Raw genomic sequence first — 16,819 nt, 5'->3', positions numbered from 1 at the left:
CTCCTTAAAAACCCAGGCTGGACAGCAGATCATCGACATCGTCCTGACCGGACACAACGTCTTCACGCTTATCGGCATGAATCTGCGGACCTTCACCCCGAGCCGGATATTTTTCTTCATCTTTTTCAGCGCGCAGCTGTTGGTGGTCATGTTCGATACCGGCAAAACGGTCGACCTGACTGGCCATCAGCACGAGTTTGAGCAGATTGCTTTCGACTTCGGTCACCAGCGCGGTCACCCGCTTGATCACCTGGCCGGTCAGGTCCTGATAGTCCTGAGCCAGCAGAATGTCATTGAGGTGGCCAGCTACCTTGCGGTTACCTTCAGCGCTGTGCGTCAGGAAACTGTCGACACGCTTGACCAGATCGCGGAATTCCGGCGCAGCGACTTCGCGGCGCATGAAGCGCTGCCAGTCGACACTCAGATTCTGCGCCTCAGTGGCCAGGTCGTTGAGCACGGGCGTGCTCTCCTCCACCAGGTCCATGGTGCGGTTGGCGGCGCCTTCGGTAAGCTTGACCACATAGGACAAACGTTCGGTGGCGTCGGTGATCTGCGAGACTTCCTCGGCCTGCGGCATGCGCGGGTCGATCTGGAAGCTGACGATCGCACTGTGCAGCTCGCGGGTGAGCTTGCCGACTTCCTGATACAAGCCGCGGTCGCGGGTCTGGTTGAGCTGATGAATCAGCTGCACCGCCTCGCCGAACCGCCCCCGTTCCAGGCTTTCGACCAGTTCCTGGGCATGCTTCTTCAGGGTTGACTCAAACTCCCCCAAAGACGTTTGTGTTGATTCCATGGCGCCCCCTGACTTTGTTCAGCCGTTGACGCGTTCGAAGATCTTCTCGATCTTTTCTTTGAGCACCTGGGCGGTGAACGGCTTGACCACATACCCATTCACGCCGGCCTGAGCCGCTTCGATGATCTGGTCGCGCTTGGCTTCGGCCGTCACCATCAGTACCGGCATGGCCTTCAGGCGGTCGTGGGCACGTACCTTGCGCAGCAGGTCGATGCCGGACATGCCGGGCATGTTCCAGTCGGTCACCAGGAAGTCGTAATGGCCGCTTTCGAGCATCGGCAATGCCGTGGTGCCGTCGTCGGCTTCTTCGGTATTGGTGAAGCCCAGATCACGCAACAGGTTCTTGATGATCCGCCGCATCGTCGAAAAGTCGTCAACGATGAGGATTTTCATGTCTTTGTTCAATTAGACCTCCAAGCAGTCTCAAACGCGCTCGGCCCCGAGCGCGCATTCAATCAATTCGGTACAACGTGAAAACGACTGCAACGACCCCGGGCTCAACGCGCCCGCCATTCCCCAAGACGGCTGCGCAAACGCGCGGCGCACTGGCTGTGCAGCTGGCTGACACGCGATTCGCTGACCCCCAGTACCTCACCGATTTCCTTGAGGTTCAGCTCTTCGTCGTAGTACAGCGCCAGCACCAGCCGCTCGCGCTCCGGCAGGTTGGCAATGGCATCGGTCAGGGCAGCCTGGAAGCGCTCGTCTTCCAGGTCGCGCGACGGCTCGACCTGGCCACTGGCGCCCTCCTCGTGCAACCCTTCGTGCTCGCCGTCCTGCAACAGGTCGTCAAAGCTGAACAGGCGGCTACCCAGGGTATCGTTCAAAATCCCGTAGTAATCATCGAGACTCAACTTGAGTTCGGCCGCAACTTCATGATCTTTAGCGTCGCGGCCGGTTCTTGCTTCCACAGCGCGCATCGCATCGCTGACCATGCGCGTGTTGCGGTGCACCGAACGCGGTGCCCAATCACCTTTGCGTACCTCGTCGAGCATGGCGCCGCGGATGCGGATGCCGGCGTAGGTTTCAAAGCTGGCACCCTTGCTGGCGTCGTATTTATTGGCCACCTCAAGCAAGCCGATCATGCCGGCCTGGATCAGGTCTTCCACCTGCACGTTGGCAGGCAGGCGCGCCAGCAGGTGGTAGGCAATGCGCTTGACCAGCGGCGCGTAGCGTTCAACCAGATCGTACTGGGCGTCCTTGGACGCCTTGCTGTACATCTTGAACCCGCTCGCACTCATAGGACCGGCCCTGCGCTGGTGGGCTGCACCAAGCGCTCGACGAAGAACTCCAGATGCCCGCGCGGGTTGGCCGGCAACGGCCAGCTGTCGACCTTCTGCGCAATAGCCTTGAAGGCCAGCGCACACTTGGAACGAGGGAAGGCTTCGTAGACTGCCCGCTGCTTCTGCACCGCCTTGCGCACACACTCGTCGTAAGGCACGGCGCCGACGTATTGCAGGGCAACGTCGAGGAAGCGATCGGTGACCTTGGTCAACTTGGCAAACAGGTTGCGCCCTTCCTGCGGGCTCTGCGCCATGTTGGCCAGCACGCGGAAACGGTTCATCCCATAATCGCGATTGAGCAGCTTGATCAGCGCGTAGGCATCGGTGATCGAGGTCGGCTCGTCGCACACCACCAGCAGCACTTCCTGGGCCGCACGGACGAAGCTGACTACCGAGTCACCAATCCCTGCAGCGGTGTCGATCACCAGCACGTCGAGGTTGTCGCCGATCTCGCTGAAGGCCTGGATCAACCCGGCATGCTGTGCCGGGGCCAGGTGCACCATGCTCTGGGTGCCAGAGGCCGCCGGCACGATGCGCACCCCGCCCGGCCCCTGCAACAGCACATCGCGCAGCTCACAGCGCCCTTCAATGACATCGGCCAGGGTGTGTTTGGGGGTCAGGCCCAGCAATACGTCGACGTTGGCAAGGCCCAGGTCGGCGTCCAGCAGCATGACCCGGCGGCCGAGCTCGGCCAGCGCCAGGGACAGGTTCACTGAAACGTTAGTCTTGCCGACGCCACCTTTGCCACCGGTTACGGCGATCACCTGTACGGGATGCATGCTACCCATGTTCGTTGTTCACCTTGTCTCGCTTGGACCCAAGCCACACGCGGGGCATCACTGCGGCCCCCTTGGTGTAGGTATTTTGCATACGCTTGATCATCAACCCGCTCTCCTTGGGTTGTGATAGAGATCAGCGAACATGTCGGCCATGGCCTCTTCGCTGGGCTCGTCCTGCAACTGCACATTGACCGCGCGGGTAACCAGCTGGTGCGCCCGCGGCAAGTGCAGGTCGTCAGGAATGCGCGGGCCATCGGTAAGATAGGCAACGGGCAGTTCATGACTGATGGCCAGGCTCAGCACATCGCCGAGGCTCGCCGTTTCATCGAGTTTGGTCAGAATGCAGCCGGCCAGCCCACAGCGTTTGTAGCTGTGATAGGCGGCCGTCAGCACCTGCTTCTGGCTGGTGGTGGCCAGCACCAGGTAATTCTTCGAGGCGATGCCGCGGCTGGCGAGGCTTTCCAGCTGCATGCGCAAGGCCGGGTCGCTGGCCTGCAGGCCGGCGGTATCGATCAGCACCACGCGCTTGCGCAGCAGCGGCTCCAAGGCCTGGGCCAGCGACTGGCCGGGGTCTACATAAGTCACCGGCACGTTGAGAATGCGCCCCAGGGTCTTGAGCTGCTCCTGGGCACCAATGCGGAAACTGTCCATGCTGACCAGGGCCAGGTTCTGCGGGCCGTACTTGAGCACATAGCGCGCCGCCAGCTTGGCCAGGGTGGTGGTCTTGCCCATGCCGGCGGGGCCGACCATGGCGATCACACCACCTTCTTCGATCGGCTCGATCTCAGGCACTTCGATCATGCGTGCCAAGTGGGCCAGCAGCATGCGCCAAGCCTGGCGCGGCTCCTCGATTTCGGCGGTGAGGTCAAGCAACTCGCGGGCGATCGGCCCGGACAGGCCAATGCGCTGCAGCCGGCGCCAGAGGTTGGCCTGCGCCGGCTTGCTGCCTTGCAGCTGGCTCCAGGCCAGCGAGCCGAGCTGCACTTCAAGCAGCTCGCGCAGGCCCGACAGCTCAGAGCGCATGGCATCGAACAGGCGCGGGTCGACCGATGCCGGTGCAGCAGGTGCTGCAGGGGCAGGTACATCCACATGCGGTTCGATCAACGGCTGCGAAGCGGTCAGCGACTGCCCGGCGAACAATTGGCGGCTGCCTTCAGTGGCATCACTGCGGTTGTCCAGCTCAGCCTGGGCAGTGGCGATGCGCGTCTGGGTCTTGCGCAGCTCTTGCTCGAGCTCGGCATTGGGCACGCGCGGGGCCAACGCGGACAGTTTGTAGTCCAGCGCGGCCGTCAGTTCGACACCACCAGCGATGCGCCGGTTACCAATGATGGCGGCGTCGGAGCCCAGCTCATCACGGACCAGCTTCATGGCCTGGCGCATATCGGCGGCGAAAAAACGCTTAACTTGCATAACCCACTACCTCAGCCGTTGGGGCCCACGGTGGCAACGATGGTGACTTGCTTGTTATCCGGTATTTCCTGATACGCCAGAACATGCAAATTCGGTACAGCCAGGCGGCCGAAGCGCGACAGCATGGCACGGATCGGGCCGGCAACCAGAAGGATGGCCGGCTGGCCTTGCATCTCCTGACGCTGGGCCGCTTCGATCAACGAACGCTGCAGCTTTTCGGCCATGCTCGGCTCCAGAAGAACACCATCTTCCTGACCTTGCCCGGCCCTTTGCAGACTATTGAGCAAAATCTGTTCCAACCTTGGCTCAAGGGTGATCACAGGTAGCTCGGACTCAACGCCGACAATGCTTTGCACGATGGCGCGACACAATCCGACGCGCACTGCCGCCACCAGCGCGGCGGTATCTTGACTCTTGCCAGCATTATTGGCGATGGCCTCGGCAATGCTACGGATGTCACGCACCGGCACCTGCTCGGCGAGCAATGCCTGCAGTACCTTGAGCAGCCCCGACAAGGAAATGACACCCGGCACCAGTTCTTCTGCAAGTTTAGGCGAAGCCTTGGCCAGCACCTGCAGCAGTTGCTGCACTTCCTCGTGGCCGATCAGTTCATGGCAATGCTTCTGCAGGATCTGGTTGAGGTGCGTGGCAACCACGGTACTGGCATCGACCACGGTGTAGCCCAGCGACTGCGCTTGGGCACGCTGGCCAATATCGATCCAGACCGCTTCCAGCCCGAAGGCCGGGTCACGGGCGGCGATGCCGTTGAGGGTGCCAAACACCTGGCCGGGGTTGATGGCAAGCTCGCGGTCCGGGTAGATCTCGGCCTCGGCCAGAATCACGCCCATCAGCGTCAGGCGGTAGGCGCTGGGCTGCAGGTCGAGGTTGTCGCGGATGTGCACGGTGGGCATGAGGAAGCCCAGGTCCTGGGAGAGCTTTTTGCGCACCCCCTTGATCCGTGCCAGCAGTTGCCCACCCTGGTTGCGATCGACCAGCGGGATCAGGCGGTAGCCGACCTCCAGGCCGATCATGTCGATCGGCGTCACGTCATCCCAGCCAAGCTCCTTGGTTTCCATCGCCCGCTGCGGCGACGGCAACAGGTCCTGCTGGCGCTGCACCTCTTGTTGCGCTGCGACCTTGGCCTTCTGCTGCTTCTTCCACACCAGATAGGCACCACCGCCGGCCAACAGGCCAAGGCTGATGAAAGCGAAGTGCGGCATGCCCGGCACCAGGCCCATGACAATCATCAAGCCTGCCGACACCGCCAGCGCTTTGGGCGAATCGAACATCTGCCGGTTGATCAGCTTGCCCATGTCCTCGGAGCCAGAGGCACGGGTCACCATGATCGCGGCAGCGGTAGACAGTAACAGTGATGGCAATTGCGCCACCAAACCGTCACCGATGGTCAGCAGAGCGTAGACCTTGCCGGCATCGCTGAACGACATGTTGTGCTGCAGCATGCCGATGAGCATGCCGCCGATGAGGTTGATGAACAGGATCAGCAAACCGGCGATGGCGTCACCACGCACGAATTTGCTGGCACCGTCCATCGAACCGTAGAACTCGGCCTCCTGGGCAACCTCGGAGCGCCGCGCCTTGGCTTGGGCCTGGTCAATGAGGCCGGCATTGAGGTCGGCGTCGATAGCCATCTGCTTGCCGGGCATGGCGTCGAGGGTGAAACGCGCGCTCACTTCAGAGATACGCCCGGCACCCTTGGTCACCACCACGAAGTTGATGATCATGAGGATGGCAAACACCACAGCACCGACCACATAGTTGCCGCCGATCACCACCTCACCGAAGGCCTGGATCACCTTACCGGCAGCGCCATGACCCTCCTGGCCATGGAGCATGACCACGCGCGTGGAGGCGACGTTCAACGCCAGTCGCAGCAGCGTCGCGACCAGCAAAATGGTGGGGAAGGCGGCAAAATCAAGTGGCCGCAAGGCATACACGCAGACCAGCAGGACCACGATCGACAACGCGATGTTGAAGGTGAAGAACACGTCGAGCAGGAACGGCGGTATCGGCAACATCATCATTGCCAACATCACCAGCAGCAACAGCGGCACACCCAGGTTGCCCCGGCCCAGGCCGGCCAGGTTGTGGCGTGCGTTGTTGATTAACTGACTGCGATCCACCGAGAGCCCTCTTCAAGCAAAACTTTGACGCCCAAGGGGCGTTTGGGCGTGGCTTTGCAAGAAGCTTTCCAACTTTGACCGATCCCACGTGAAACGTGAACCGGGCGGGCCCCATCGCGTTGACTGGTGGCTCATCAGCGGGCAATCAACAAGAGAAACAAGACCTCCTACCCACTCGCTTCAATGGCAGTGACCCAAAGCTTCACCTCTCGGAAAACCACAGAGAGGCTGATCCGCTGCAAAAACTCACACTGATTTGAACATGCCAAAGCGCGTGGCTCCTATGCGCATGCAGGGGCAAATGACAGCTAATAAGGCACTGAACATCAGTCAATGACTCGATTGGTAGCCCTAGTGAGTCTGTGATACCTTCGCCAGCGTTTTTGACTGCATCGCTTGACCCGGAGAACATGGTGGCAAACTCTCTCGATAGCTTTATCGTTCCTGACAAACATCGCCATAAAACCGCGATGGATTATGTAGTCGAGTCGCTACGGGAAGGCATACTTTCTGGCGCAATAGCCGAAGGCACGGCTTTGCGCCAAGAAGAGCTCGCCTCAAAATTCGGTTTGAGTCGAATGCCGGTAAGGGACGCCATAAGGCAATTGGAGGCCGAAGGGCTTGTTACCTATGAAGTCCATAAAGGCGCATCTGTAGCGATCATGACGATTGAAGATATTGTCGAGATCTATGACATGCGGATCATGGCAGAATGCACAGCCCTGGATTTTGGTTTTTCCAATATTGTAGCGAATGATCTGGCGCAGATGCATGACCTCGTGTCTACAATGGAGCAGGCAACAGATCCGCACCAGCTTAGCGAACTAAATGAAAGGTTTCATCACCTTCTTTATTCAAAAGCCAAACGCCCCAGGCTACTTGCATTGATTAAGTCCCTTCATGACTCGGTGGATCGCCATCTTCGTTTTTTGTTGACAAATCTCGACTACCACAAGAAATCGCAACAGGATCACAAACGAATTGTGAAAGCGTGCGCTCAGGGTGATCGCGAAGCCGCCAAGCAATATTTGGCCGAGCACCTTGCCGAGGGACGAGATTCAATCGTTACGTTTCTGGAGACACGGCGTCGACAGGACGCGCCTTAAAACGGTCCTTCGATGCTGACGAGAGCGCATATTCCACCAGCGCTCCTACTAGCTTCTCAGGGGGATAGCCGGAGCACTCAAACATTTTCGGGTACATACTGGAACCTGTAAATCCGGGTAACGTATTGACCTCATTGAGAATAATTGCACCATCCTCTGTCAAGAAAAAATCCACCCTGGCGTATCCCATCAGTTCAAGGCATCTGAATGCTTGAACGGATAAATCCTGAATGCGTTCGACAATGTCCGGTGCCAATAAGCTTGGCACACGAATATCTGCTCCGCTTTTAGAATCATATTTCGCCTGATAATCGTAATATGCCTGCCCTTCCTTTTTAAGTATTTCACCCACCACCGAGGCGATCAAGCCTTCCTCAAGTTCGAGCACACCACACTCTATCTCTCTTCCACAGATTTCAGCCTCCACAAGCACCTTTGCGTCTTGACATGCTGCAATAGCAAATGCCTCAGCATACTCCAAGGCATTGGATACCTTAGATACACCAATCGATGACCCCGAATTAGCGGGCTTCACGAAGAGCGTGCTGCTACCCAGGCACTCGACCAGTTCTTCCCAGGGGCGCATGAAATTCATGGCCCTCCATGGCCCCACAACTAGCCCAGAAGACTGGAGCATTCTCTTCGTAACATCCTTATCCATGGACATTGCTGAACCCAGCACCCCGGAGCCCACACAAGGCAAACCGCACATCGCTGCCAATCCTTGAATCGTCCCATCCTCCCCCCACCGACCATGCAGTGCCGGAAAGAGCAGATCGATCGCAATCTCCACCGTGTCGCTCCCTTGAGTTGTGTACGAGAGCGAGGGATGACCTGGACGTATTGAAATCAAAGGCGCCGACCGATCAACCTCGCCTGGAAACTGGCACGGCTCCCCCTGATATCTCCAGCTCCCCTCACGATCTATCCCCACACAGTGCACACGGTGACCGAGGGCCATTAGCGCCGCGTGAATCATAGAGGCGGAGCGGAGCGCCACTGAGTGCTCTGAGCTCCTCCCCCCAAAAACCAATGCGATCACATTTTGTTTCATTTCGATAGACCTCGGCCTGGAAATTTTGGCTACTGTATCCAATATCCAACAAATATAACAACGGCTATTGCCGATATCCAGGAAAGGAAGACCATGGCTTTAGAAATCACCAACGGGGGGAGCCTGGGCGAGCGTTCTTGCGAGTCCCTAAACGCCGCGCCGGATCTCCAGATCAGAGCGATCGCGATCTCAGCACCAGAATGCATCAGCGGCTACAAATCAGGCAGGGCCTTGAACAGCACCGACCCTGTCAGCCTATTTAACGCATGCCGCTGCGCGGCAAGCCTTGCGCAAGAAAGGAAAGGCGCTTGGGCAAACAGCAATTGGGGGCGACCTGACAAAAAGCTGAGAGAACACTTTTTGCTCATGTACTCACTGGATGACATGCATCGTCTCGAAAATTTAATACAAGTATCTCTTCCCAATATTCTGTTCATTGGTGCCATGACGCTCTGCATGCCTGGTGCAGTGAAATGTGCAAAACTCGCAAGAAAGATGCTCGGCGATAGAGCACTCATCATACTGGGTGGGCGACATATAAATGAAACGATCTACCTTTCTGACGAAAGAAGAAGATCACCTTCCGTTGTCAAACACCATCGAGCCTCGCCGGGGCGCCTTATTAGAGAGCTTGAGATCCCCCCACTTTTCGACGTCATAATTTCCGGCGAAGCGGAAAAGTTGATTGCAGAGATCGGAGAGCTTTTTAGTCGCTCCAATCATAACCCTACGACGTTCATTGCAGAAAATCTGGATACGAAAACCGAAGGGCGATGGATCGCTGACTTCCCGCGTATCGATAAAACACTTGTAAGTGATGGCAACCCCCTGCAGCACGACGAACTGCCCTCGGTAGTCGGTACGTTTGGGGTTACCGCTTCGTTTGATGTTTTCCAAGGACGCATGACCTCACATATTTTTAGCGATACTGGTCCTGGGTGCATCTATGACTGCACTTTCTGCAGTGAACGCCGGAGCATTGTTGGAAACATTCAAGAAATTCAAGGCGCCCCACGACGACTGTACAACCAACTCAAAGAGACAATTAGCGCAGTAAAGCAAGATCATCCCAACAAGGGAGCAAGTGCATTCGTCGAAGATTCGATACTCCTTAGCGGCAGCCCAGTCGCAATTACTCAATTATGTCAATTGCTTGAGAAAGACCCGCTAGAAATCATTTTTGGTGGCCAATTCACGATTGATCAGATTCTTAGAAAAAAGGACTTAATTCAACGGCTAGCCAAATGTGGTCTGAGGTATGTCTTCATCGGGCTCGAAACGCTTGAACCACAAGAAATTGGAGGTATGAGCAAAGACGTTGACGGCAAAAAACGAACGTGGAAAGACCGATTCATACAAGCTCTGGACTTTATGGCAGCAAACCACATCGATTGCGGGTGCGCATTACTGTTTGGCTTGGGTGAAGCGCATACCAGCCGCCGAAGTTTACTGAATGGTCTCATAGCGCTTAAGCGGGAGACCGGACAGCCTGTTGCCCTAAGCGCAAACTGGGCAGTCCAGCACCCCCTGCGGAGTTGCCGCGAAAGCGAAAATGAAAATTACTTACGCTGGGGCACTCCCGAAGGTGAACTGCTTGAATATTTCCACAGATTCGGTGAAGCCTCCCACGAGTACCCTTTACCCAATGTCTCTCCACCTCAGACTAGCGAAGTTAAAGAAATAATCCATCTCCTCAATGAGTTCGAGGCAATCGATGTCTGAGATGACGCTTAGCAAACTGGCACAGGTTGGCCTATTCCCTGTAGGAGAAATCCAATCAACACAAACGCCAGCTATGGAGTGCACCAGCTATTTAGTTGACAGCTTTGATCAGCTGCCACCTATCAATGAGGAAAGCCTGGCAGATACAGACAACGATCTTTTCAATGGCCTGTACTATGGCGGCGTTGATACTCCAACGACCCGCCAACTCTCTCAGCGGGTGGCCAACATTGAAAAGGGCAAATTCGCAGTCTTAACACCCTCCGGGCAATCCGCCTTCAACCTACTGCTATCAACATTTGTAAAACCAGGTGATCACGTACTTGCTGGAGACACCACCGTTTACTCCACACAGTGGCTGCTGACTTACTTTGAAAAGATAGGCGTAAAAATTGAATACTTCACACCCAACGACGCCGCCACTCTAAAGAACAAATTAACCCTAAAGACAAAATTAATCATTTTTGAAAACCCCGGCGCATTCATGTATGAGGTCATGGATATTCGAGCAATTGTCAAATCACGACACGATCATCCAGCGTTAATTGTCGCCGACAACACATGGGCAGCATCAGTATTTCACCATCCCTTATCACTCGGCGCGGATATCAGCTTGATATCAATGAGCAAATACCACGGGGCGATAGAGGGCATATCTCTCGGAGCACTAACAACTAAGCGAAAAGATTTGTATTTAAACTTGAAAATCACATCCGCACTAATGGGCAACCATGTGAGCTCACAAGCCTGCTCAGCAGCAATTCGAGCAATTAGCACACTGGGCGCTCGCCTATCGTTCCAAATGAGCACAACTCGCAAGGTGCTTCGAAGCCTCCAGCCAATGCCCCTTTTAAAACAAGTGATACATCCCATTCTCCAGAACACTGAGCTCCACCTACAAAACTCCATGATCACTGGATTCAACAGCCTACTCACCGCTGAGTTTTCATGCTCTCGTGACGAACTGATATCTCGCCTAAACCGCCTAAACGTAATAAAGATAGGCTACGGATGGGGCGGTGCAATAAGCATCATTAATATCATTGATACTCAAAACATGCCATCAGCAAAACGACTAGGTATTAACAGTGAATGCGCAAGGATATACCTCGGCCTTGAAGATCCAGATGAGTTAATTCGCGACCTTTCTAACGCATTCACCCACTAGTCATTCCAACCGCAGCATCGCCTGCAAGGATAAGTCATGCACAAAATAACAACACATGAAAACTTCGCATTCAGCGAAGATGAGCTTAAAAACAACATTTTCAGCTTCATGAATGCCTCCCCCTCAGATTCCGTTCACATTATGGCCGGCCACTTCATGCTATTTTATGACAAGCAGAGTGATCGACTAGCGCCCGGCGTTTTCGAAGACATACAAGACCCCATATTGAAATCACAAGTCAAACAACGGGTGGGCATATTTCCCACCTACTCTTGGAAATTAGCAATAGAGCTCGCAGAACACCATATAGTGAGCAACAACAAAAACGCGAAACTGCTCCTTTTAATTAACGACTGGCAATACGTCCCAAGCGGCGATTCGGCTTGCGACTACAGGACCGAATTTTACAATAGCTTCAAGGAACTTCCAAGAAGCTACCTTGCGCATCTTAACTCTTCCTCAATCGTCACCACCCAAAATATTACATGCAGCCGCAGACACGCACTTTGCTTCCCTGAGACCTGGTTGAAGAACCGTTTTCAAAATGAGGCCTCACGACTGGTAAAGCAAGGAAAACTCGCGAAACGATATATTCCAGAGCAACCAGACATGTCCGAAATCTCATTCACTGACGCTTCTGGTACCTCTTTACCGCTGGTCAGTTGCGGGATGACTGGCTGCGCAGGTGAAATAACTGAGATGATTTCCGAAGCCTACAGAGCAGGCGCTCGACTTTTGATTCTTCTCGCCCCAAATGAATGCCACGCCCCCATAAGAAAAGGCGTCGAAATCGCCCTTTCACTTTACGACTTCGAACCGTTAAGCGTATTGGTGGCAGATCTGGGAGGTAGTGGGGAGCTTACGACCGATTATATATATAGCAAAGGCATCCATATCGCCACCTATAGAACTTGAGAGACCAGTCATGCCATCGAACTCATTAATCTATTTAGATGCAGCAGCCACTACTCCGTGCGCCGATGATGTCATAAAAGAAATGATCAAATTCAATAAATCTAACTACGGAAATCCCTCCTCCACACACATTTTAGGCAGACTTGCACGGAGCGCCATCCTTGAAAGCGCTTCACATATTTCTGAGCTAATAGGCTGCACATCAGCTGAAATAATTTTCACATCAGGCGCCACAGAAAGCAATAACATCGCGATTCTTGGGAGCGCCCCACCCGACTCAAACAGCAATATAATCATCTGCCCCATTGACCATAAATCCAGCCTTTTAGCCGCCGAAGAATTGGAAAAGCGCAACGTAGAAATACGACGAATGAAAGTCGATTCAAACGGCCGTGTCAATTTACCCCACCTACACAGTCTGCTGGATACCAATACATCACTACTTTCCATATCCTACGTAAACTCTGAAATAGGTACATTTCAAAACCTTGTAGAAATAAAAAAGGCATTAGAAAAATCAAATGCATTGTTCCATATCGATGCCGCTCAAGCTCTCGGCAAACTTCCTATAAACGTGAAACAACTTGGCGTGGATTGCGCTTCGATTTCAGCCCATAAAATTGAAGGCCCCAAGGGCATAGGTGCGCTCTATGTTTCTTCATCTTGTATGTCTCGTTTGCGCCCTCTAACATTTGGCGGCGGTCAATCTTCACTCCGCAGTGGAACACTTCCCACTCAACTGATCGCCGGATTCGGTGCTGCGGCACGCCGATTAAAGAGCAAGGATTACCCTGCCTCATGGGCTGCAGCGAAACAACTGAGAGATGCAATCCTTGAAACACTAAACAAGCATCAGATCTCTTACGTAATTAACTCTCCAGACAACGTATCAACACCTCACATCTTGAATATTTCCCTTCCCGCGATCCGCTCAGAAACCTTGATCAGCTGCTTGAGAAACGTCTGCATCTCTTCCGGCTCCGCCTGCAACTCTAACAATCTTGCCCCCTCTTACGTCATCACTGGCATTGGGCACGACGCAATAAGAGCCAATAGCGCGATCCGCTTTTCCTTTACCAGCGACATGGACATCAAAACCGTTCGAAAAGGCGCAGAGTCGCTTTCACAAACAGTGCTGCAGCTTACCCAGCTAAACAATAGGAACAAATAAAATGAATGAGTATATCGCAATTATAACGGGCGGAGACTCCTCGGAGCGGGAGGTTTCTCTTCAAACTTCCCAAACTGTCTCACAATCGTTAGAAATTTCTCAAATCCGCCATGAGATCTTCACCATATCGGACTATAGAGAATTGCTTCGTTTAGACCTTGCCAAATTTACTAGAGTCTTCTTGGCGCTTCATGGCGGCTTCGGCGAAAACGGGATGGCACAAGCATATTTAGAAGGGCAAGGCATCCCATATAATGGGCCCTCCCCACAAACCAGCGCAATTTGCATGAACAAGCTTCTAACAAAACATATTGCAATGGGTCTAGGAATCAATGTCGCAAACTATCTCTATTCGAGGAGGGGTGACGACCTCTGTGTTGAGAAAATCAATGAGCAACTAGGGACACCCTGCATTGTCAAACCGAACCGTGAGGGATGTAGCTTCGGCGTATCGCTGGTCCGCGATCTCGAAACAGACCTCCAGGATGCGATCAACGCAGCAGCACAATTCCACACCGGAGTTTTAGTAGAAGAATTCATAAGTGGGCCGGAGCTATCTGTGTGCTATTTCAACAAAGCCACGCTACCTATCTATTCACTTGCATTCGAAAGTGAATTCTTCTCTTATGAAGCAAAATTCATATCCAGCAAGACGACTGCCACCCTCACCACCTTGGACAGGACTACCCACCAACAACTCAACAACTATTGCTTTGCTATCGCCGAGGCACTTGAGCTTGATTACTTTCGGGCAGACTTCATCATCCACAACACCGAGCCATACCTTATTGAACTCAACACGCTCCCCGGACTGACAAGCCACAGTCTTTTTCCTAAGGCATGCCAGCAGCATGGCATCGAATTTGATAAATTAGTACTTCTCTTAAATAACTTGGAACCTAGCCAATACTGCTGACCTGAGGCCAAGAAAACTTCGTCCCGTCGGCTCCGCGGTGTTGTTGGTGATCTTTTCAGGTGGGAATCTATTAATCATGTGGTTGAGATTAAGCGCCGCGCAGGCGGCGTTCGATCTCGACAACCTCAAAACTCAACGGCGTACAGTCCCCGCAATCAGCTATCACGCCGCAAATCCGGCGGTATCGGCAAATCTTCCTTCAACGGCTCCGGCCGCTTGCCCTTGCCGGACCGGTACTGACGGATCTGGAACACATACGCCAGCACCTGCGCCACCGCGAGGTACAACCCTGCGGGAATCTCCTGCTCGACTTCGGTGGAGTAGTAGATCGCACGCGCCAGCGCAGGCGACTCTAGAATCTGCACCTTGTGCTCGACCCCGATCTCGCGAATTTTCAAAGCAATGAAATCCGTACCCTTGGCCAGCAGCAGCGGTGCCACCCCACCCTTCTCGGGGTCATACTGCAGCGCCACGGCATAGTGGGTCGGGTTGGTGATGATCACATCCGCATCGGGTACGGCAGCCATCATGCGCCGCTGCGACACCTCGCGCTGCAACTGGCGAATCCGTTGCTTGACCTCAGGCTTGCCTTCGCTGTCCTTGTACTCGTCCTTGACCTCCTGCTTGGTCATCTTCAGCTTCTTGTGCGTCTGCCAAAGCTGGAACGGCACGTCTGCTGCGGCAATCAGCAACAGCCCCGCCGACATCCACAATGCACTCCACCCTACCACCTGGACGCTATGGATGATCGCCTGGTCCAGCGGCTCGTTGGCGATCGCCAGCAACGCCTGGCGGTCGTTGGCCAGCACCACCAACGCCACCACCAGGATGACGACGAACTTGGCAACGGCCTTGAGCAGCTCGGTCAGGGCATTCATAGAGAACATGCGCTTGATCCCCGCCAGCGGGTTCATGCGGCTGAATTTTGGCTGCAGCAGGCTGCCGGAGAACAGAAAGCCGCCCAACGCAATCGGCGCAATGAACGCCACCACGAACAGCAAGATAAGCACCGGCTGCACTGCCCAGATCGCCATCTTGCCCGAGGCCAGCAAGAAGGCGCCCATGGCACCCTCGTCGACGATCACTTCACGGGTCAGGCTGAAGTTGAGGCGCATCATTTCCAGCAGCGTCTCGGCCAGGTGCCCGCCAAACGCGAGCAAACCGCCGGCACCCGCTAGGGTCACCGCCACCGTGTTCAGTTCCTTGGACCGGGCGATCTCACCTTTTTCGCGCGCGTCGCGCTTGCGTTTGTCGGTGGGGTCTTCTGTCTTGTCCTGACCACTCTCGCTCTCAGCCATGCTCAGCGCGCCCTCGCCAGTTCACGCAGCCATTGCAGCGCTTCGCTGGCCAATGCCTGGTAGTGGGAAAGAACATCGGCCAGGCCCACCCAGAAGATGCCCATACCCAGCACCAGTGTCAGCGGGAAACCGATAGAGAAGATGTTCAACTGCGGCGCGGCGCGGGTCATCACGCCAAACGCAATGTTCACCACCAGTAGCGCGGCGATTGCCGGCAGGATAAGTAGCAGGCCGGCACCAAATACCCAGCTAAGGCGCCCAGCCATCTCCCAAAAGTGGTTGACCACAAGTGCGTTGCCTACCGGCAAGGTGGTAAAGCTTTCGGTCAGCACTTCAAACACGACCAGATGGCCGTTCATCACCAGGAACAGCACGCTCACCAGCATGGTCATGAACTGGCTGACCACCGCCACGTTGACGCCGTTGGCCGGGTCGACCATCGATGCGAAAGCCATACCCATCTGTATCGCGATGATCTGCCCGGCAATGACGAACGCCTGGAACAGCAACTGCAGCGAAAAACCGAACAACGCTCCGACGATGATCTGCTCACCGCACAACAACAAGCCACGCAAACTCAGTGGGTCGAATTCAGGCAACGGCGGTAACGCCGGCACGATCACCACGGTAATGGCCACTGCCGCGTACAGGCGAATGCGCGCCGGCAGCATGCGGGTACCGAAGATAGGCATGGTCATCAGCACCGCCGTCACCCGGAACAGCGGCAGGATGAAGGTGGCGACCCAGGTGCCGATCTGTGCGTCGGTCAGCTCCAGCATGGCCGCCTCAACCGATCAGCTGCGGGATGCTGGTGTACAGGCCCGTGATGTATTCCATGAACTTCTGCGTAAGCCACGGCCCGGCGACGATCAGTGTCACCAGCATCACCAGCAGGCGCGGCAGGAAGCTCAGGGTCTGTTCGTTGATCTGCGTAGCGGCCTGGAACATCGCCACCACCAGGCCGACCAGCAGGCTCGGCACCACCAGGATGGCTACCATCAGCGTGGTCAGCCACAGGGCGTCGCGGAACAGGTCGACGGCAACTTCAGGGGTCATGCAAGGCTCT

General features: G+C 55.2%; 16 protein-coding genes. 6 read left to right on the top strand and 10 right to left on the bottom strand.

Going from position 1 to position 16,819, the window contains the following annotated elements:
- Nucleotides 1–4: 4 nt before the first annotated feature.
- From ACW4TB_RS09270 to flhA, 6 genes are all read right to left on the bottom strand, one after another.
- Nucleotides 5–793 (bottom strand): protein phosphatase CheZ, encoded by a 789-nt coding sequence (locus ACW4TB_RS09270; protein WP_254466221.1) that lies wholly within the window; start codon nt 791–793, stop codon nt 5–7.
- A gap of 18 nt (nt 794–811) precedes the next feature.
- The gene (locus tag ACW4TB_RS09265; RefSeq protein WP_085984883.1) at nt 812–1,186 is read right to left on the bottom strand and encodes a chemotaxis response regulator CheY; all 375 of its coding nucleotides are present in this window, start codon (nt 1,184–1,186) and stop codon (nt 812–814) included.
- A gap of 104 nt (nt 1,187–1,290) precedes the next feature.
- Complete coding sequence (gene fliA, locus ACW4TB_RS09260) at nt 1,291–2,031, bottom strand: RNA polymerase sigma factor FliA (protein ID WP_012315498.1); 741 nt, start codon at nt 2,029–2,031, stop codon at nt 1,291–1,293.
- Complete coding sequence (gene fleN / locus ACW4TB_RS09255; protein WP_011534890.1) at nt 2,028–2,861, bottom strand: flagellar synthesis regulator FleN; 834 nt, start codon at nt 2,859–2,861, stop codon at nt 2,028–2,030. The genes fliA and fleN overlap by 4 nt, the downstream gene beginning before the upstream one ends.
- A gap of 93 nt (nt 2,862–2,954) precedes the next feature.
- Nucleotides 2,955–4,262, bottom strand: coding sequence for a flagellar biosynthesis protein FlhF (flhF, locus tag ACW4TB_RS09250; protein ID WP_455828325.1), 1,308 nt, complete (start codon nt 4,260–4,262; stop codon nt 2,955–2,957).
- Between the two features lie 11 nt (nt 4,263–4,273).
- Entirely contained in the window at nt 4,274–6,403 is a 2,130-nt protein-coding gene (flhA, locus tag ACW4TB_RS09245) for a flagellar biosynthesis protein FlhA (protein ID WP_012315500.1), read from the bottom strand.
- Nucleotides 6,404–6,816: 413 nt separating this feature from the next.
- On the opposite strand from flhA, the gene ACW4TB_RS09240 reads away from it, so the two are divergent.
- Nucleotides 6,817–7,509, top strand: coding sequence for a GntR family transcriptional regulator (locus ACW4TB_RS09240; protein ID WP_455842955.1), 693 nt, complete (start codon nt 6,817–6,819; stop codon nt 7,507–7,509).
- Here the strand turns inward: ACW4TB_RS09240 and ACW4TB_RS09235 are convergent.
- Nucleotides 7,469–8,563, bottom strand: coding sequence for a D-alanine--D-alanine ligase family protein (locus ACW4TB_RS09235; RefSeq protein ID WP_279929858.1), 1,095 nt, complete (start codon nt 8,561–8,563; stop codon nt 7,469–7,471). The genes ACW4TB_RS09240 and ACW4TB_RS09235 overlap by 41 nt on opposite strands.
- 93 nt (nt 8,564–8,656) lie before the next feature.
- On the opposite strand from ACW4TB_RS09235, the gene ACW4TB_RS09230 reads away from it, so the two are divergent.
- The 5 genes from ACW4TB_RS09230 to ACW4TB_RS09210 are packed head-to-tail and all read left to right on the top strand — an operon-like array spanning nt 8,657 to nt 14,455.
- Nucleotides 8,657–10,285 carry a B12-binding domain/radical SAM domain-containing protein gene (locus ACW4TB_RS09230; protein WP_012315503.1) on the top strand — a complete coding sequence of 543 codons (1,629 nt, stop codon included), beginning with the start codon at nt 8,657–8,659 and terminating at the stop codon, nt 10,283–10,285.
- Nucleotides 10,278–11,453 (top strand): PLP-dependent transferase, encoded by a 1,176-nt coding sequence (locus ACW4TB_RS09225; RefSeq protein ID WP_279929855.1) that lies wholly within the window; start codon nt 10,278–10,280, stop codon nt 11,451–11,453. Before ACW4TB_RS09230 ends, ACW4TB_RS09225 begins: the two co-directional genes overlap by 8 nt.
- A gap of 36 nt (nt 11,454–11,489) precedes the next feature.
- Nucleotides 11,490–12,368: an LPD16 domain-containing protein gene (locus ACW4TB_RS09220; protein ID WP_012315505.1), complete on the top strand. Its 879-nt coding sequence runs from the start codon at nt 11,490–11,492 to the stop codon at nt 12,366–12,368.
- Nucleotides 12,369–12,378: 10 nt separating this feature from the next.
- Nucleotides 12,379–13,539, top strand: a complete 1,161-nt coding sequence (locus tag ACW4TB_RS09215) for a cysteine desulfurase family protein (protein WP_012315506.1) — start codon at nt 12,379–12,381, stop codon at nt 13,537–13,539.
- A gap of 1 nt (nt 13,540) precedes the next feature.
- Complete coding sequence (locus tag ACW4TB_RS09210; protein WP_279929851.1) at nt 13,541–14,455, top strand: D-alanine--D-alanine ligase family protein; 915 nt, start codon at nt 13,541–13,543, stop codon at nt 14,453–14,455.
- 155 nt (nt 14,456–14,610) lie between these two features.
- On the opposite strand, the gene flhB is transcribed toward ACW4TB_RS09210, so the two are convergent.
- Genes flhB through fliQ form a run of 3 tightly spaced genes read right to left on the bottom strand, consistent with a single transcriptional unit; the run spans nt 14,611 to nt 16,809 of the window.
- A complete protein-coding gene (flhB, locus tag ACW4TB_RS09205; protein ID WP_279929849.1) occupies nt 14,611–15,753 on the bottom strand; it encodes a flagellar biosynthesis protein FlhB in 1,143 nt (380 codons plus the stop codon).
- 2 nt (nt 15,754–15,755) lie between these two features.
- Nucleotides 15,756–16,532 (bottom strand): flagellar biosynthetic protein FliR, encoded by a 777-nt coding sequence (gene fliR / locus ACW4TB_RS09200; protein ID WP_012315509.1) that lies wholly within the window; start codon nt 16,530–16,532, stop codon nt 15,756–15,758.
- A 7-nt stretch (nt 16,533–16,539) separates the two neighbouring features.
- A complete protein-coding gene (gene fliQ / locus ACW4TB_RS09195) occupies nt 16,540–16,809 on the bottom strand; it encodes a flagellar biosynthesis protein FliQ (RefSeq protein ID WP_012315510.1) in 270 nt (89 codons plus the stop codon).
- Between the last annotated feature and the right edge of the window lie 10 nt (nt 16,810–16,819).

It is taken from the genome of Lelliottia jeotgali, assembly GCF_977070485.1.
Note: the sequence above shows the minus strand (reverse complement) of the source record. Positions and strands in the feature narration are given on the sequence as shown.

What these genes read in the sequence shown, in the direction of transcription:
- ACW4TB_RS09270 (WP_254466221.1), bottom strand. Translation starts at nt 793, where the DNA reads ATGGAATCAACACAAACGTCTTTGGGGGAGTTTGAGTCAACCCTGAAG.
- ACW4TB_RS09265 (WP_085984883.1), bottom strand. Translation starts at nt 1,186, where the DNA reads ATGAAAATCCTCATCGTTGACGACTTTTCGACGATGCGGCGGATCATC.
- fliA (WP_012315498.1), bottom strand. Translation starts at nt 2,031, where the DNA reads ATGAGTGCGAGCGGGTTCAAGATGTACAGCAAGGCGTCCAAGGACGCC.
- fleN (WP_011534890.1), bottom strand. Translation starts at nt 2,861, where the DNA reads ATGGGTAGCATGCATCCCGTACAGGTGATCGCCGTAACCGGTGGCAAA.
- flhF (WP_455828325.1), bottom strand. Translation starts at nt 4,262, where the DNA reads ATGCAAGTTAAGCGTTTTTTCGCCGCCGATATGCGCCAGGCCATGAAG.
- ACW4TB_RS09235 (WP_279929858.1), bottom strand. Translation starts at nt 8,563, where the DNA reads ATGAAACAAAATGTGATCGCATTGGTTTTTGGGGGGAGGAGCTCAGAG.
- ACW4TB_RS09230 (WP_012315503.1), top strand. Translation starts at nt 8,657, where the DNA reads ATGGCTTTAGAAATCACCAACGGGGGGAGCCTGGGCGAGCGTTCTTGC.
- ACW4TB_RS09225 (WP_279929855.1), top strand. Translation starts at nt 10,278, where the DNA reads ATGTCTGAGATGACGCTTAGCAAACTGGCACAGGTTGGCCTATTCCCT.
- ACW4TB_RS09220 (WP_012315505.1), top strand. Translation starts at nt 11,490, where the DNA reads ATGCACAAAATAACAACACATGAAAACTTCGCATTCAGCGAAGATGAG.
- ACW4TB_RS09215 (WP_012315506.1), top strand. Translation starts at nt 12,379, where the DNA reads ATGCCATCGAACTCATTAATCTATTTAGATGCAGCAGCCACTACTCCG.
- ACW4TB_RS09210 (WP_279929851.1), top strand. Translation starts at nt 13,541, where the DNA reads ATGAATGAGTATATCGCAATTATAACGGGCGGAGACTCCTCGGAGCGG.
- flhB (WP_279929849.1), bottom strand. Translation starts at nt 15,753, where the DNA reads ATGGCTGAGAGCGAGAGTGGTCAGGACAAGACAGAAGACCCCACCGAC.
- fliR (WP_012315509.1), bottom strand. Translation starts at nt 16,532, where the DNA reads ATGCTGGAGCTGACCGACGCACAGATCGGCACCTGGGTCGCCACCTTC.
- fliQ (WP_012315510.1), bottom strand. Translation starts at nt 16,809, where the DNA reads ATGACCCCTGAAGTTGCCGTCGACCTGTTCCGCGACGCCCTGTGGCTG.